The following is a 15052-nucleotide window of genomic DNA, read 5'->3' as shown; positions in this document are numbered from 1 at the left end:
GGCCAGGCCCGCTTCTCCGCTTTCAGCTCCTCTGCACATCAACGGCTTCACCTTCGGCCGATGAGCTGCCGCACGCCTTTTCCGGATAGGCGGCAAAGCTGCGCCTATGGGTGAACCCTATTCCATATTGGGAATAAATCTTCGCCGTACAGCAGAACCAACGAGAGCGAACCGGCGCATGACATCGCAGACATTCGATTTGATCATTCGCGGCGGCTTGGTGATCGACGGCACCGGCCTCCCCCGCCGCCGGATCGATGTCGGCGTCAAGGACGGCCATATCACCGCCCTCGGGCTCCTCGCCGAAGCGACGGCGGAGCAGGAGATCGACGCCACCGGCATGATCGTCGCACCGGGCATAGTAGATCCGCACACCCATTATGATCCGCAGATCACCTTCGATCCCTACGCCACCATGTCCTGCTTCCATGGCGTCACAACCGTACTGGCGGGCAATTGCGGCTTCTCGGCGGCGCCCGTGCGCAAGGATGATCGTGAATTCCTGACCGACATCTTCGCCAGCGTAGAGGATATGAACCCCATCGCCCTGTCCGGCGTACCGTGGGACAATTTCGAAACCTTCCCCGAGTATCTGGCGTCCTTGAAAGGCAGGCTCGGCGTCAACTTCGCCTGCTATGTCGGCCATTCCAATATCCGCCGCTGGGTCATGGGCGAAGGCGCCTACGACCGCGACGCAACGGCCGAAGAGATCGCCGCCATGCAGGCGATCGTGGATGAAGCGGTCAAGGCGGGCGCCGCTGGCCTCTCCTCTTCGGCCGCCCCCACGCATCTCGATATCAAGGGACGCCCAGTACCCTCCCGCCGCGCCAGCCGGGACGAACTTCTGGCGCTCAGCGCCGCCGCCGGACGGACGCGGCCGGGCACCATCTGCTACCTGCCCGCGAGCGCCATCGGCGGCATGACGCAGGAGGATTATGACCTCCTGCTCCAGATCGGCGAGGCATCGGGCCTCCCCGTGATCATTCAGGGCATCGGCGGGGCAAGCAAGGTCGATGTGCCAACCGCCAGCTGGGACACGGCGTCCCGCTTCCTCGACGATGCAACCGCGCGCGGTACGCCTGTCTATTCGCTGCTGATGAGCCGCCCGTTCGACCGCACCGTCGAAATCGGCCCCAACAATGTCCACTATAAGGCGTGCTTCGCCTTCAACGACCTGTTGAACCTGCCCGACGCGGAAAGGCGCGCCGCACTGCGCGACACAATATGGCGCGACCGGGTTCGCAACTCCGTCGAAGAGTGCAACCGTGACCCATCGAAGGGCACCACGCTCCCCCCGCCGCAATGGCCCGACGTCTATGTGGTGCAAGTTGCCGAGGAACGGAACCGCCCCCTCGAAGGCAAGTCGATCGCCGCGCTAGCGCAGGATTGGGGCGTCGCGCCTATGGACGCGATGCTCGACCTGGCGCTGGACGAGGATCTGCGCACCACCTTCCGCTGGCGCACCGAAAGCCCCGAATGGGCGGCGGCGGTCGATGTGGCACAGGGGCATCCCAACATGATCGTCGGCGTGTCGGACGGCGGCGCACATCTGCACAAGGATGATGGCGCGGACTGGAGCTCCTATTTCCTGCGCTCCTGGGTTCTCCAGCGCAAACGCTGGACGCTGGAAGAAGGCATCCGCCAGATAACGCAAGTCCCGGCCGCGATGCTCGGTTTCGCCGATCGCGGCACGCTCCGCGTCGGCGGCTGGGCCGACATCATGATCTTCGACCCCGAAACCATCGGCCCATGGCGCAAGGAATTCGTGCATGACCTGCCCGGCGGCATCGGCCGTTGGAAGGCACTGGGCACCGGGGTCAAGGCGACCATCGTCAACGGCCAGCCGATCGTCATCAATGGACAGCTGACCGGCGCCCTGCCGGGCCATGTCGTGGCGCCGGGCGCCCCTCTGGCCGCTGCCTGAATCATCGGAAGGAAATCGTCATGATCGAAGTCATCAAGCTGACCGGCGCGATCGGCGCGGAAATAAGGGGCGTCGACCTTTCCACTGATCTGTCGCCCGAAACCGTCGCCGCGATCAGCGACGCGCTCTATGACAATTATGTCGTCTTCTTCCGCAATCAAAAGCCCTTGTCGGAGGAAGAACATATGCGCGCCGGGCGTCATTTCGGCACGCTCGACCTCTCGGAAATTCAGCCTGATCCCGCCGCCCGGCGCGAAGTGCTGTGGATGGAAAGCAATTCAGCCAAGGGCGCGGGCGCTGAATATCTCCACCGCGACCGCACCTATCTCGAAGCGCCGCCGATGGGCTCGCTGCTCCAATGCATGGTGAAGCCCGACGTCGGCGGCGACACCTGCTGGATCAGCTCGGTCGCCGCCTATGAAGCGCTGTCCCAGCCGATCAAGGACCTGATCGATGGCCTCAGCGCCCTTCATTCCATCCAGCCGCTCGCAACCCGCAGCCAATCCATGCGCGACATGCTCGGGGACAAGGTGCATAGCTTCTCCACCGCCATCCACCCGCTGGTGGAAGTGCATCCGGTCAGCGGACGCAAGGCGCTCAACATCAACGCCAACTGGACGACGCAGATCATGGGTGTGTCGCAGGAGGAAAGCCGCATGCTGCTCGACTTCCTGCTCAATCATGTGAAGCGGCCGGAATTTCAGGTCCGCTTCTCCTGGAATGTTGGGGACATCGCTTTTTGGGACAATCGCACGACACAGCATTGCGCGATCGCGGATTACAACACCCGCCGCGTCATGAAGCGCGTCGCTCTCGTAGGCCATCCGCCCAAAGGTCCGCATGATCCCGTAACTGCCTCAGCGCACTGACAACCGTCGCATATTCACGGGCAGCACTTCATATTTGCGGATTGGATTACCTATGCGCTTGCGAATCCGATGCATCTGCGCCATCCCTCCCTGAATAATTGCATCCGGCCATGAAGTTTTTGCGACGCGGACCGGTTGCCTGCCAATGTGAGGAGAGAATGATGGCGCCGACGGAGGAACGCCCGGCCCACGCGGGCTATGCGCTCTATATCTTGCTGCTGCTGCTCGCGATCAATTCGTTGAGCTACGCGGATCGCCACGTCTTCTCCGTCCTTATTCCCGCGATCAAATCGGAATTCGGCGCGTCCGATTCGCTCCTCGGCCTCGTCGGCGGACCCGGCTTCGTCGCCAGTTACGTGTTGTTCAGCATGCCGCTCGCGCGCCTCGCAGACCGTTGGTCGCGACGCGGGGTCCTCACTCTGTCCGCAACCTTATGGAGCGCGGCAACGGCAGCATGCGGCGCGGCTGGCAATATATTACAGATGAGCATCGCTCGCCTGATGGTCGGCATCGGCGAAGCGGGTGGCCTGCCGCCTGCGCAATCGCTCCTCGCCAGCCTCTATGACGAACGCCGCCGGTCTAGCGCCATGGGTGTCCTTTCCGCCTCCACCTATATCGGCGTCGTCCTCGGCCTGACCGGCGGCGCAGCCGTGGCCGCGATGTGGGGCTGGCGCTGGGCCTTTTTCGCGCTCGCCATTCCCGGCTTCCCCCTGGCGCTGCTGCTCTGGCTTACCGGCCCCCGCCGCAGCAAGGCTATGCAGGTTACCGTCGATGGGCCGTCCGAAAGCCTGTGGCGCGCCATCCGCCGCTGCTGGTCGATCCCCTCCTTGCGCCTGCTTGGCCTAGGCGTCGGCACCTTCAACATATTCGGCTATGCCGCCGCCATCTGGACGCCCGCCTTCTTCATGCGCTCCCATGGCATGACCCTTGTCGAGGCAGGCACTTGGCTCGGCATCGGCGCGGCGATCGGCGGCATCACGGGCAGCCTGCTGAGCGGCGTCATCGTGGACCGCCTGCGCGTCCGTGGCGAAGCTTGGCAACTGCGCGTGCCCGCCATCGCCTTCCTCCTCGCCTTCCCGGTCTTCATCGTCATGTTCACCCTGCCGGGCGGAACGGCGGTGCAGATCGGCGGCCTGCGCGTCCCTGGCGTCGCACTGCTTTCCATCCTCACCGGCATGATGGCGGCCATGTGGGCAGGCCCCTCCTTCGGAGCCGCCGCCCGCCTCGTCCTGCCGCATCAACGGGCGCAGGCAACGGCGATGCTGGTTGTCATCATCAACGTGATCGGCAGCGCATTTGGCCCAGTGATAGGCGGGGTCGTCAGCGACTTGCTGGCTGACCGGTTCGGCGCCGAATCCCTCCGCGTCAGCCTCTTCTCGCTTTCGGTACTGACAATTTTCGGCGGGCTGCTTTTCTGGCGGGCTTCGGTTCATTATCCCCACGATCTGACCCGCGTCGGCGGCCCTGATGAAGCCCCCTCGCCGCTCGGCCAAGGGAAGCTGAAAGAATCGACGCTCTGATCGCAGAGACAGGAGAAGAGAGCATGAAAACGCACGCAATCGTGACCGGCGCCGCCGGCATATTGGGCCAGGCCGTCACTCAGGCGCTAAGCCAGGCAGGCTATAAAGTGACCGGCATAGACCGCGCCGACAGCGCGGGCCCCGCGACGCAGGGCGCCTATCTGGGCGGCATCGACCTCGCCGATCCCGGCGCAACGGCAACTGCGGTCAATCAGGCGATCAACGCCAACGGCCCGGTCGCAGCGCTCGTCAATGTCGCGGGCACCTTCCGCTGGGAAACCGTCGCGGATGGCGATGTCTCGACTTGGGCGACGCTGTTCGACATCAACCTGCGCACCGCCGTCAACGCCGTCCGCGCTGCCCTCCCCTCCCTGCGCGACGGCGGCGGCGCCATCGTCAGCATCGGCGCGGCCTCCGCCATCAAGGCTGGGGCAGGCATGGGCGCCTATGCCGCCAGCAAGGCGGGCATCGCGAAGCTGACCGAAGCGCTGGCCGAGGAAGAAAAGGACAATGGCGTTCGCGTCAACGCCGTCCAGCCCTCCATCATCGACACACCCGCCAACCGCGCGGACATGAGCGACGCGGACTTCAGCCGATGGGTGTCCCCCGCGCAGGTCGCCAGCGTCATCGCCTTCCTCCTGTCGGACGGCGCAGCCGCCGTGACGGGCGCCTGCATCCCCGTGACGGGCCGCTGCTGATGCGCGCCGCCATCTTCCGCGGAGCAGGCCAGCCGCTCGCCATCGAAACCGTCGCCGATCCGGTGCCAGCCGCCGACCAGGTCATCCTTGAAGTTGCCAATGCCGGGATTTGCGGGTCAGACCTCCACATGGCGGAAAGCGCCCATACGCCCTCGGGCCTCATATTGGGGCATGAGTTCGCCGGGACCATCGCCGCCCTTGGCCGCGATGTGAAAGGCCCGTGGAAAGTCGGCGACCGCGTGACGGCCCTGCCGTTGAACGCCTGCCATCACTGCCCCGCCTGCGATGCCGATCTGCCCGCGCTCTGCTCGACCAACCTCTTCACCGGCACCAACCTCCTCGCGCAGGGAGCCTATGCGCAGCTCGTGACGGCCCGCGCCGACATGGTCCAGCGCCTGCCCGAAGGCGTCACCCTTGAAGAAGGCGCGCTGGTCGAGCCGCTCGCCGTCGGCCACCATATCGTGTCCCTGGCCCACATGCCCAAGGATGCGGCGGTTCTGGTGCTGGGCGCTGGCCCCATCGGCGTTGCGGTCGCCCTGTTCGCCCGCCACGCCGGTGCGCGCCATGTGGTGGTGAGCGAGCGCTCTCCCGAACGCCGCGCGCTGGCGCAGCAAGTCGGCGCCACCGCCGTCATCGATCCGCAGGCGCAGGATGTCGCCGCCGCCTTCGCTCAGGCAACCGGCGAAAATGCGCCCCGGATCATCTTCGAATGCATCGGCGTTCCCGGCATCTTCAACCAGGCGATGCAGCTGGCCGCCGTCCGCGCGCAGATCATCGTCGCGGGCGTGGTGTTGCACGATGAAACGATCACCCCCGTCATCGCCCTCGGCAAGGAACTGACGATCCGCTACAGCCAGGCCTACAACGAACGGGATTTCGAAGCGGTGATCCACGCCATCGCCACCGGCGCGATCAAGCCAAAGCCTATCCACACCTCCACCGTCAGCCTGGATGAACTGCCCGCCGCCTTTGAGGCGCTGCGCAGCCAGCCGCGCGAATGCAAGGTGCTGATCCGACCCTGAACTGGCGGCGATGCACGCTAAAATCGCCCGCCAGCTACGCAAGAAGTTGACATTATGGCCCGGAAGGGCACAGTTCGCGTGAATATTGCGGGAGGGGATTAGCGCAGCGGCCTGATGGCGGCAGCGCTCCCCGTCCGCTTTGGAACCCGGATCGGAATGGGGCTATAATGAGCAATTGGGACAAGGAAGTCGACATTCTGGTGGTGGGGTCGGGCGCGGGCGGCCTGCTCGCGGGCCTCGTCGGCGCGAACAACCGCGCAGACGTGCTGATCGTTGAAAAGGCCGACCTGTGGGGCGGCACATCGGCCACATCGGGCGGCGGCATCTGGATTCCGGGCAGCGACGTCGCCAGGGCGGCGGGCTTTGAAGATAATCTCGACAACGCCTTCACCTATCTGCGCGGCCTGTCCGCCGACAATGTCCCCGACGAAAATATCCGCGCCTATGTCGATAATGCCGCGCCCATGCTGCGCTGGGTCATGGCGAACACGCCGGTCCAGTACATGGCCTTCCCCTATCCCGATTATCATGCGGAAAATCCCGGCGGATCGGCGCAGGGCTATCGCACCCATTTGCCCATGCCGATCGATGGCAAGCCGCTCGGCAAGGAAATCCGTACCCTGCGCTTCGCCTCGCCTGCGGCCAGCCTGTTCGGCTATCTCAACTGGCATTTCAGCGAAACGAGCGAACTGCTCTACCGCACGAAGGGCTGGATAAAGAACCTCGTCGTCAACATGTCGCGCTATTGGCTCGACCTCCCCTTCCGCCTGACTTCACGCAAGGATCGCCGCCTGACGCTCGGCAATGCGCTGACCGGCGGCCTGCGCATGGCGCTCGACAAGGCGGGCGTGCCCGTGTGGCTCAACACCCCGCTTGGCGAACTGGTCCGCGAAGGTGGCCGCGTCACCGGCGCCGTGGTCGAAAAGGATGGCACGCCCTACCGCATCGGCGTGCGCAAGGGCGTGGTCCTCGCCGCTGGCGGCTTCGACAAGAATCAGGCGATGCGCGACGCCAATTCGCCCCTCTATCCGACCTCGCGCTATTCGGGCGGCGTCACCAGCAACACCGGCGACGCGATCCGCGCAGGCGAAGCTGTCGGCGCGAACATGCTGAACCTGCAATCGGCTTGGGCCGCGCCCGTCTTCTACGTGCCCGGCGAGGATCGGGGACGGCTCTGCACCGTCGAGCGCGCGCTCCCCGGCTGCCTCATGGTCAACCAGAGCGGCAAGCGCTACCTCAACGAAGCCGCCTCCTACCATATTGTCGGCCAGCAAATGGCCCGGCGGGAAGCGGAACATAATGACGCCAGCCCCAGCTGGATGATCTTCGACCACACCTATCGCCATAAATTCCCGATGGGTCCGCTCTATCCGCTCATGCCCACCTTCATCCATAACAAGGGCGTGCGCAGCATCCTGAAACAAGGCCGCTCTATCGAGGAACTGGCAGGCAAGATCGGCATCGATCCTGCGGCCCTTTCGGCCACCATCGCCCAGTTCAACACCCATGCGGCCAAGGGCGAAGACCCCGAATTCCACCGTGGCGAAGCCGCCTATGACAAAATGTATGGCGACTTCCGCCACGGCCCCAATCCCTGCCTGCGCCCACTCGACAAAGGCCCCTTCTACGCCATGCCCATCTATCCGGGCGACATCGGCACCAATGGCGGCCTGCTCACCAATGCAAAGGCGCAGGTTCTGGACGACACAGGCGCGCCGATCACCGGCCTGTACGCGGTCGGCAACAACGCCGCCTCAGCCATGGGCGAAAGCTATCCCGGCGCAGGCGTCACCATCGGCCCCGCAATGACCTTCGCCTATGTCGCCGCTCGCGACATGACGGGCGGGAACGCCTGATCCTGACAATGGAGAAATGGCGCGCGCGGCTGACCGGAAACGGCAGCTTGTGCGCCATTTTTTCAGCGGGGAGCTGAAGGCTGGAGCATAATCATGTTTAAGTGATCGTCACCCCGGACTTGATCCGGGGTCCCGCTTCTTATCTGACGCTGCCGAGGCAGCGGGACCCCGGGTCAAACCCGGGGTGACGGAAAAGCAGCCTTAATGACGATGCTTCCGTGTAAGAAGATCACGCACCGCCCATCGCCCGAGCCACATCCGTAACCACACGCCGCCATTCGATCCGCACCAGATCATCGCCAATCGCGGCCTCCAGGAACAGCCGGTTGCCCTCAAACGCATAATGGCGTGGCTGGTCTGATCCGATCCAGTCCGGATACCATGCGCCATCGACATGGTGTGTGATGATCCCCGCTTCCGCATCGATCGAAAAGCGCCCGAAATAGCCGCTATAGCCGCGCATCGACGCCCCAAGCGCCGTGTCGCTCACCTGATAGACGCTGGGCTCACCGAACCTCTGCCGGTTCGCCTGCATCAGGTGGCAGCTCATATGTCCGTCGGCGCTGTACATGATCTGGCCGACGGCATCGGTGCCGAACGGATGGTCGCGCGTGCCATCGGCATGAAAAGTCGTCCACAGGACCAGCTGCCACCCGCCAACAAAGGCGGCAAAGGCCTCTTGCGCGCTCATGTCCGGGCGGGTGAGCCGCTCGGGCAATCCGTTCACAGCCATTTCTCGTCCTCTCTCCGGTTCATTCTACCGCCGATGATGCCTCCCGCGCCTCGCATGTCCACAAAGAAAAAGGGCCGGGTTTCCCCGGCCCTCCCTGATCATTCTCCGCCGAAGCGATATTTCAGGCGCAGCCCGTACATGCGGGGTTCGCCATAAAGGCTCGTTTGATACAACAACCCACCCTGCTGATACACATTGCTGTTGCTGATCCGATAGAGCTTGTTGGTCGCGTTGGTGACGAACAGGCCGACATCGAACCCGCTGCCCGCAACGCCGTTCCAGTCAAGCGACATGTTGAGCAAACCGAACGGTTCCAGATAGGCGCCCGGCTGTAGCGCGGGCACGTTGCCGGGATCAGTATACTGACGCGAGCTGTGCGAATAGTTCGCAAAGAAGTTCAACTCACCCATGTCGTCGCCCACCGGCACCGTAGCATTGGCATGAATGCTCCAGATATAAGGCGAGACATATTGGAAGGGCAGGCAGCTCAGGTCCACCGTGCCGCCCGGCGCCACGACGCCGTTACAGCCGAAACCGCCGGTGGACGTGGTGAACTCGTAATTTTTGTACTTCGCGTCGGTGTGGCTGAAGTTGCCGCCGATCTCCAGACCCTTGAACGGCTGCATCGAAGCTTCGACTTCGACGCCCTTGATCCGCGCATCGGCATTACGGACAACCGCGCCGCCAGCAGCCGACGCCGGATTATAGTCCGCTCCCGCCCGCTGAATGTCCTTATAGTCCAGCAAATAGGCGCTGGTGTTCAGGCGGAACGGAACATCGGCAATCCGGAAGTCGGCTTTAAAGCCAGCTTCATAGGATGTGACGGTTTCCGGCTGGAAGGTGCGGGTAGTGGTGAACACGGCCTGCTGGTTGAAGCCGCCCGCCTTGTACCCACGGCTCACCTTGCCGAACAGCAGCACGTCGCGCATCACCTTGTAATCAAGGCCGATCAGCCAGGTCGAAGCCTTGCTGTTCAGTTCCGCGGTGTAGGTGCAATCCGCAAGCGCAGTACCGATCGGCACGATGGCGCTGGTCGATCCACATTTTGCGGTCGTCCCGCCGATCTGCGGCAAGAAGGAAGTGGAGAAACCACGGATCTTGTCCCAGGTGTGACGATAGCCGCCGGTCAGGCGCAGGCTCTCCAGAGCAGGTGACACCGCCCCGAAATCAAACGTTGCCTGAGCGTAAAGCGCCTTGGACGTCTGGGTCGTGCCGTAGGTGCTGTAGTTCGCAGGGCACACGGCAATGCCCGGAGTGCCGACATTTGTCCCGGTGAACGCCGCCGGGCAGTAAACGATCGCGGCGCCAACCTGCTTGCCGCTTGGGCGCTGGTCATAATAGAACCCGCCGACTGTGTAGGTCAGATGCTTGTCCAGCGCGGAACCCTGCAACTGTAGTTCTTCCGTGAACTGCTTCAAGTCGTCGCGCGGGAAGCCCGGATCGGATGCGTTGAAATAGGTGAGCGGCGTGTTGTCGCCGGGCAAAACCACTCGGCCCGGTGCAGGCAGGCGATTGGGATCGACGTCGTGCTGCTGCAGGATCGTGCCGTCGCTGTCATAGGCATAATCCAGCTTCAACTTCTGGAAGCTGACGATATTGCGCAACGTCAGTTCGTCACTCAACTCGATGTCGGTCGTGTTGGAAACGCCCCAGGTCTTGGTGCGCGAAAAGATATCAATGCCCAAAGCGGTCTGACGCGGCCCTAGTGCGTTCGCCTGTGCCGACGCGGCGCGGTAGACATCGCACGATGCGATAGCGCCAGGAATGGTCGCGCCTTCATAGCACAGGTTAAGCGCAGACAGACCGGCGATGTTAAAGCCATTGTGGATAAAGCCCGCGCCGTTGTTCTTGGAATTCGAGCCATAGATCATCGTATAGTTTTGGATGGTCTCGGTGGGCTTGAAGGTGATGCCGATGCGACCGGAATACCAATGTTCGTTGTCGCGATCCTTGTTCCACACGACATCGCGCGTAAAGCCGTCGCGATCATGGAACGCCCCCACGACGCGGACCAGCAACTTGTCCTCGATCACCGGGACATTGACCGCGCCTTCGACGTATCGGCGGTTATAATTGCCAATCTCGCCCTTGATCCAGCCGCCAAACTCGTTCGTCGGCTTCTTGGGCACCAGCAGCACCGCGCCGCCGGTCGTGTTACGGCCGAACAACGTACCCTGCGGGCCGGACAGGACCTGCAAATTCTCCAGGTCCACGAAGTTGCCGGGTCCGCCTTGTTGGCTGAGCGTGATGCCAGCGGGCAGCGGCACTTCGTTCATATAAACGACGACGCCCGGCGATGCCTGGAACGTGGCGCCCTGGCCGCGAATGGTGAAGGATTGCGACTCGCGCGACCCTTGTCCGTTGGGGCCAACGACCAGCGACGGAACGCTCGCCTGAAGGTCCTGCTCCTTGGCAATGCCCTGCTGCTCCAGCCGGTCGGCGGACAGCGCGGTGATCGCGATCGGAACGTCCTGATTGCGTTCCTCGCGGCGGTTGGCGGTCACGACGATGTCGGTCAGGCCGATATTCTCGTCCGCGCCCTGCGGCTGCGCTTCGGCCTGGGCCAGGGCCGCCGGCACAAACATTGTAACGGCAACACCAGCCATCATGCTGGTGGCAAGCAGCGGCAACCGCCGCCGCGCGCGGATAACAGACGACATTCACACTCTCCTATGCATATGATGCAGGGCTGGCGGCGTTCTCACCGCCACCCCGATCCTCTCCACTGTGTTTTTTTGGTTAAGCTGATCAGCGCCACAGAGCCGAAACAGCCCCGCCTCCGCCGACATGGCGATGGTTCAGGCTGGCGCGTCGATGTTCGAAATGAATGGTGCCGCGGCGTCTTCGTATGCGTTCATCTCACGATGTCATGCAGGCCGCACTCTAACTCCCCCTTTTTAAGGCCCGTGCCCCACCCCCGTTCGCCGGGTGTTGTGTAAGCACTCACTTTCACAGGCCTATTAACACGACATGTTGTGAAATCAATATCTCAACCGCTGTCAATTCTGCATTTCATTCATTATTTTGAAGCCAACATCCCAATCTTCCGTCCACTGAAAAGCAGATCAAACTGCCTCTCATGTGGTAATTTCCCTACGCCAGGACAGGCCGTTAACGCGCGAAGGCTTGCGTCGGGTAATCGGACAGCTTTACCCTGCCCGGATAGCATAAAGGAGAGTGAACATGCCGCGCTGGGTGCACCGGCCCGAAGGGTCGAATTGGGGCGATTTCGGTGAGGATGATCAAATCGGCCGGATGAACCTGATCACGCCCGAACGCCGCCGCGCCGCCATGGCGGAAGTCGTCGAAGGCATAGCCTTCACGCTCAGCCTGCCGCTCAACGTCCCAACCATTCCCCTCGCGCCTTTTCGTCGCCCTCCGCTGCTCAGCGCAGCCTGCGATGAGGAGGGCGAAATGTACAACCGCCTCGACCCCAATGGCGAAGAATCCACCTGCGATGACCGGGTCCTGCTCTACACCCAGCATTCCACGCAGTGGGACGCGCTGTCACATCGCGGTCGCGCCTTCGATGCGGACGGCGACGGCGTAGCGGAGCTGGTCTATTATAACGGCTTCCGCGCTGGCGATCATATCGGCGGACCCCACGGCCCGGCTGGCGAGAACTGTGCCCGCGCGCTCGGCATAGAGACATTGGCGATGGCGGGCGTGCAGGGTCGCGGCGTCATGGTGAACCTGAAAGCCGCCTATGGCACGGAGTACCGGCCCATCTCCCGCGACGATCTGCTGCGCGCGATGGATGCACAGGGCGTGGAGGTGCGTACAGGCGACTTCCTGCTCCTCTATACCGGCGTCGACCGGATGGTTCTCGACCGGGAAGCGAGCGGCAAGGATACGCCGCTGGCCATGGCGGGGTGCGCGCTGGACGGCCGTGACGAAAGCCTGCTCCAATGGATCGTCGATAGCGGCATCACCGCCATCTGCTCCGACAATATCGCGATCGAGGCGCTCGACCTCATCCTTTCGCCTGAACCACCCCCCATCCGCCTGCCCATCCACGACCTATGTCTTTTCCGGCAGGGAATTTTCCTGGGCGAGCTTTGGTATCTGGAGCAACTGGCCGCATGGCTGCATGAACGAAAGCGCCATGCTTTCCTGCTCACCGCGCCGCCCCTCCGCCTGCCGGGCAGTGTTGGTTCACCCGTGACGCCGATCGCGACCGTATGAGGGCTAACCGGAACCGCGTCAGTTCTTCTTTGCGGCGCTATCCTCGTTCAACATTGCGCCTGCGCCGTTCAGGAACAGGCTTGTCACGGTTTCGGCATTGGCCTTGATCTGTGCCGGGGTCATGGCCTTTGTATTATAGATCACGCGATACTGCCACCGCCGTAGCAGCAGGGCGACATACAAATCAGCCAGCATTTCAGCACGCGGCTTGCTGAAACCATGCTCCCTTAAAATCTGCTGCAACGGATCAAGCTGGAACCGCTCGAACTGACGGCGCGACACGTCCTCCAGTTGAGGAAAGCTGATGCTTTCGCGATAGATGATGCGGGCCAGCCTGACCTGCCGGTCATGGTTTATCCGGGTGCTTACATGCAGCGCGTAGCGCATCAGCTGCTCACGCAGCGTGCCCTTGCAATCCCCCGGGAAGTGATGACGGATGGCCGACATTTCCAGACAGGCTTCGAACAACGCGACCTTGTCGGTATAGCGATTATAGACCGTCCGAGTGGATACCCCCGCGCGCTCGGCGATCGAGCGCACCGAGGCACCATGGAAACCATGGTTCGAAAATTCCTCCAGCGCCGCTTCCAGCATTGCCTCTTGTTTCAGCTCAGCCTCGCGCGCATTGGGCCTGCCTACCCGCCGCGTTGCCCCCTCAACCCTTTTTTCCGCCTCGCTGCTGATCATCGACTGGCCTCGTCCCCCCTTGGCCTGGCACCATGAACCCGCACGAACGCCGTGCAGCTCTAACGCTCGGCTATAGGATATATTGACCGGTCCAGATAGTGGCGGAACGCGCAAGAATGCTTCCGACAGCGGATCCCGGGCGGGGACCCGATCAGGGCACAAGTTGGAGGCCGCTTAGCGCGCCTTCATGCCACGACCGTTGGCACGGGCGGCATGTCCGGCACATTATGGGCGTAACCCATTTCCTCATATCGTTCCGCGATCCTCCACCCCTTGTCGGTGCGGATCAGCTTGTCGCGATACCAGAGGCCGATGAAGAACACCTGCTCCGCGCCATCTTCGCCCTTATAGACCATGGGATTGAAAAGAACGGTCCGGCTGCGCGCCGTGCCCCCGTCCAGTTCCAGCTTGGTCGTTGCCACCATATGCTGGAATAGCGGGAATCGCTCCATGGCCACGGGCAACCATGCCTTGATCTGAGCGACACTGCCCTTCGCGCCGCCGGTTTCGCTGTAATCAATCACCGCGTCGGGCGTGAAGACGTCGTCCAGCCCATCCCAGTTCCGCTCATCAATGGCATAGCTATAGCGCGACAGAAGATCCTGAATCTCCAGCCGATCCGATATTTCCTGAAGCGACAGCATCAGACATCCTCCTTCTGATTTTATAAACCGAAACAGGCCCGTCGGGTTCGCGCTTGTCAAGTTTTTCCGTGTATGAGCCTTGAATTGCGTAGCAAACTGACGCAAGCATCAACCAACAAAATGACAGGTTAAGGAGAGGTAGCATGCGTCTGGATGGCAAGACGGCGATCGTGACCGGCGCGGCTTCGGGAATCGGTCTGGCGGTGGCAAAGCGGCTGGCGGCCGACGGCGCCAAGGTGATCATCGGCGATCGCAACGCGCAGGGTGTAGAGGAGACGGCACAGGCCATCGGTTCGGCGGCTACCGCCCTCGTGCTCGACGTCGCGGATGAAGCATCCTGCCAGGCCATAGTTGATCGCGCGGTCGCACTTCATGGCGGGCTCGACATCCTCTGCAACATCGCTGGCGTGCTGGATTTCGGCCGCTTCGAAGATGTCGACCGCACCCGGTGGGACCGCGTCATCTCCGTCAACCTGACCGGCGTCTATCAGATGTGCCGCGCCGCTATGCCTCACCTGGTTCAGCGCCGCGGCAATATCGTCAACATGGCGTCCGCTGCTGGCCTCGTCGGCGTACCCTATAATTCGGCCTACACCGCGTCCAAGCACGGCGTAGTCGGTCTGACCCGCGCGCTGGCGCTGGAATTTTCGAAGGAAGGCGTGCGCGTAAATGCCGTCTGTCCGGGCGGCGTGGACACGCCGATGCTGCATCAGACCCCGCCGGACAATATCGACTGGCAGATGGTCATGCGTTCGGCTTCCTGGCTCGACAGCGGCGCAATGGCGACCACCGATGACATCGCCGACACCGTCGCCTTTCTGGCATCACCAGAGGCCCGGCGCATCACCGGCGTTGCCTTCCCCGTCGACGGCGGCCAGACCGCAGGCTGATCCTATCCAACCCCAAGCTTTTTG

Annotated in this window: 12 protein-coding genes; 8 read left to right on the top strand and 4 right to left on the bottom strand. The window is 62.8% G+C overall.

Features of this window, described 5'->3' with window-relative positions:
• Positions 1–178: 178 nt before the first annotated feature.
• The 6 genes from ACZ51H_RS15220 to ACZ51H_RS15195 all read left to right on the top strand — a co-directional run bounded on the left by ACZ51H_RS15220 (position 179) and on the right by ACZ51H_RS15195 (position 7889).
• Complete coding sequence (locus ACZ51H_RS15220; RefSeq protein WP_464802948.1) at positions 179–1924, top strand: N-acyl-D-amino-acid deacylase family protein; 1746 nt, start codon at positions 179–181, stop codon at positions 1922–1924.
• Positions 1925–1944: 20 nt separating this feature from the next.
• Positions 1945–2793, top strand: coding sequence for a TauD/TfdA dioxygenase family protein (locus ACZ51H_RS15215; RefSeq protein ID WP_464802947.1), 849 nt, complete (start codon positions 1945–1947; stop codon positions 2791–2793).
• Between the two features lie 158 nt (positions 2794–2951).
• On the top strand, positions 2952–4313 hold the full coding sequence (locus tag ACZ51H_RS15210) for a spinster family MFS transporter (RefSeq protein WP_464802946.1): 1362 nt from the start codon (positions 2952–2954) through the stop codon (positions 4311–4313).
• A gap of 23 nt (positions 4314–4336) precedes the next feature.
• A complete protein-coding gene (locus ACZ51H_RS15205; protein WP_464802945.1) occupies positions 4337–5011 on the top strand; it encodes an SDR family NAD(P)-dependent oxidoreductase in 675 nt (224 codons plus the stop codon).
• On the top strand, positions 5011–6033 hold the full coding sequence (locus ACZ51H_RS15200) for a zinc-binding dehydrogenase (RefSeq protein ID WP_464802944.1): 1023 nt from the start codon (positions 5011–5013) through the stop codon (positions 6031–6033). The genes ACZ51H_RS15205 and ACZ51H_RS15200 overlap by 1 nt, the downstream gene beginning before the upstream one ends.
• A 167-nt stretch (positions 6034–6200) precedes the next feature.
• Positions 6201–7889, top strand: a complete 1689-nt coding sequence (locus ACZ51H_RS15195) for an FAD-binding protein (RefSeq protein WP_464802943.1) — start codon at positions 6201–6203, stop codon at positions 7887–7889.
• Positions 7890–8118: 229 nt separating this feature from the next.
• Here the strand turns inward: ACZ51H_RS15195 and ACZ51H_RS15190 are convergent, their stop codons facing one another.
• Together ACZ51H_RS15190 and ACZ51H_RS15185 are read right to left on the bottom strand one after the other, a co-directional pair.
• Positions 8119–8622, bottom strand: a complete 504-nt coding sequence (locus ACZ51H_RS15190; RefSeq protein ID WP_464802942.1) for a lipocalin-like domain-containing protein — start codon at positions 8620–8622, stop codon at positions 8119–8121.
• 98 nt (positions 8623–8720) lie between these two features.
• The gene (locus ACZ51H_RS15185; protein WP_464802941.1) at positions 8721–11282 is read right to left on the bottom strand and encodes a TonB-dependent receptor; all 2562 of its coding nucleotides are present in this window, start codon (positions 11280–11282) and stop codon (positions 8721–8723) included.
• 523 nt (positions 11283–11805) lie between these two features.
• Between ACZ51H_RS15185 and ACZ51H_RS15180 the strand changes: the two genes are divergently transcribed.
• Positions 11806–12807 carry a cyclase family protein gene (locus ACZ51H_RS15180; protein WP_464802940.1) on the top strand — a complete coding sequence of 334 codons (1002 nt, stop codon included), beginning with the start codon at positions 11806–11808 and terminating at the stop codon, positions 12805–12807.
• Positions 12808–12825: 18 nt separating this feature from the next.
• Here ACZ51H_RS15180 and ACZ51H_RS15175 read toward each other — a convergent pair whose 3' ends face one another.
• Positions 12826–13494, bottom strand: a complete 669-nt coding sequence (locus tag ACZ51H_RS15175; RefSeq protein WP_464802939.1) for a TetR/AcrR family transcriptional regulator — start codon at positions 13492–13494, stop codon at positions 12826–12828.
• 185 nt (positions 13495–13679) lie between these two features.
• Positions 13680–14138 (bottom strand): nuclear transport factor 2 family protein, encoded by a 459-nt coding sequence (locus ACZ51H_RS15170; RefSeq protein WP_464802938.1) that lies wholly within the window; start codon positions 14136–14138, stop codon positions 13680–13682.
• Positions 14139–14281: 143 nt separating this feature from the next.
• On the opposite strand from ACZ51H_RS15170, the gene ACZ51H_RS15165 reads away from it, so the two are divergent.
• Positions 14282–15028: an SDR family NAD(P)-dependent oxidoreductase gene (locus ACZ51H_RS15165; RefSeq protein WP_464802937.1), complete on the top strand. Its 747-nt coding sequence runs from the start codon at positions 14282–14284 to the stop codon at positions 15026–15028.
• Positions 15029–15052 lie beyond the last annotated feature (24 nt).

Source organism: Sphingobium sp. TomMM15, assembly GCF_055397045.1.
This window is presented reverse-complemented; position numbering and strand designations above follow the sequence as displayed.

What these genes read in the sequence shown, in the direction of transcription:
- ACZ51H_RS15220 (WP_464802948.1), top strand. Translation starts at nt 179, where the DNA reads ATGACATCGCAGACATTCGATTTGATCATTCGCGGCGGCTTGGTGATC.
- ACZ51H_RS15215 (WP_464802947.1), top strand. Translation starts at nt 1,945, where the DNA reads ATGATCGAAGTCATCAAGCTGACCGGCGCGATCGGCGCGGAAATAAGG.
- ACZ51H_RS15210 (WP_464802946.1), top strand. Translation starts at nt 2,952, where the DNA reads ATGATGGCGCCGACGGAGGAACGCCCGGCCCACGCGGGCTATGCGCTC.
- ACZ51H_RS15205 (WP_464802945.1), top strand. Translation starts at nt 4,337, where the DNA reads ATGAAAACGCACGCAATCGTGACCGGCGCCGCCGGCATATTGGGCCAG.
- ACZ51H_RS15200 (WP_464802944.1), top strand. Translation starts at nt 5,011, where the DNA reads ATGCGCGCCGCCATCTTCCGCGGAGCAGGCCAGCCGCTCGCCATCGAA.
- ACZ51H_RS15195 (WP_464802943.1), top strand. Translation starts at nt 6,201, where the DNA reads ATGAGCAATTGGGACAAGGAAGTCGACATTCTGGTGGTGGGGTCGGGC.
- ACZ51H_RS15190 (WP_464802942.1), bottom strand. Translation starts at nt 8,622, where the DNA reads ATGGCTGTGAACGGATTGCCCGAGCGGCTCACCCGCCCGGACATGAGC.
- ACZ51H_RS15185 (WP_464802941.1), bottom strand. Translation starts at nt 11,282, where the DNA reads ATGTCGTCTGTTATCCGCGCGCGGCGGCGGTTGCCGCTGCTTGCCACC.
- ACZ51H_RS15180 (WP_464802940.1), top strand. Translation starts at nt 11,806, where the DNA reads ATGCCGCGCTGGGTGCACCGGCCCGAAGGGTCGAATTGGGGCGATTTC.
- ACZ51H_RS15175 (WP_464802939.1), bottom strand. Translation starts at nt 13,494, where the DNA reads ATGATCAGCAGCGAGGCGGAAAAAAGGGTTGAGGGGGCAACGCGGCGG.
- ACZ51H_RS15170 (WP_464802938.1), bottom strand. Translation starts at nt 14,138, where the DNA reads ATGCTGTCGCTTCAGGAAATATCGGATCGGCTGGAGATTCAGGATCTT.
- ACZ51H_RS15165 (WP_464802937.1), top strand. Translation starts at nt 14,282, where the DNA reads ATGCGTCTGGATGGCAAGACGGCGATCGTGACCGGCGCGGCTTCGGGA.